The sequence below is a fragment of the Huaxiibacter chinensis genome (assembly GCF_022171985.1).
Classification (GTDB): domain Bacteria; phylum Pseudomonadota; class Gammaproteobacteria; order Enterobacterales; family Enterobacteriaceae; genus Enterobacter; species Enterobacter chinensis_A.
In genome coordinates this window covers 1-610 of record NZ_JAJVHF010000068.1, presented here as the reverse complement: position 1 = coordinate 610, position 610 = coordinate 1, and the positions used below count along the sequence as shown (strand labels likewise).

Below are 610 nucleotides of genomic sequence, written 5' to 3'. Positions count from 1 at the left end.
GTTTTGACTGCGTCGCGCGCCCCTGGCTAACAGAGGCTGGCAGCCGATCAGCTCGTGGTATCTGGGAAATCGAATTTAACCATAAACTCCTGCGGTACATTTACGGCCTGACGAACCAGTTCACCACCTACTCGCTCCGCGATTGTGGCAGTCTTCGAAATCCACGGACGATCCGCCTTTATGAAAGTCTTGCTCAATTCAAATCTTCAGGCTTATGGGTTACTACTCATGCTTGGTTAAATGACCGTTTCCTTTTGCCGGAATCCCAACAGAAGAACTTGGCAGAGTTGAAACGATCTTTCCTTGATCCTGCACTCAAGCAGATAAATGAGAAAACACCTTTACTTGCTAAGTATAGTATTGATGATTCAGGAAAATTTCTGTTCTCAATAATTGATAAGCAAAATCCCGTCTGACATAAATCAGCACACATGAGCCTGTCATTTGACAAATTTTTGTCATGAAGATGGGCGAATTTCCACACAGCACCGGCGCCCGGCAAGGTGGGCGGATTCCCACACGGCACCGGCGCCCGGCAAGGTGGGCGGATTCCCACACGGCACCGGCGCCCGGCAAGGTGGGCGGATTCCCACACGGCTCCGGCGCCCGG

1 protein-coding gene is annotated in these 610 nt (G+C 51.1%); it reads left to right on the top strand.

All coding sequences use genetic code 11. The features are described 5' to 3' along the window. Nucleotides 1-416: replication initiation protein (locus LZP96_RS23965; RefSeq protein WP_135566498.1), on the top strand; the 416-nt coding region annotated here is incomplete at its 5' end. Between the last annotated feature and the right edge of the window lie 194 nt (nucleotides 417-610).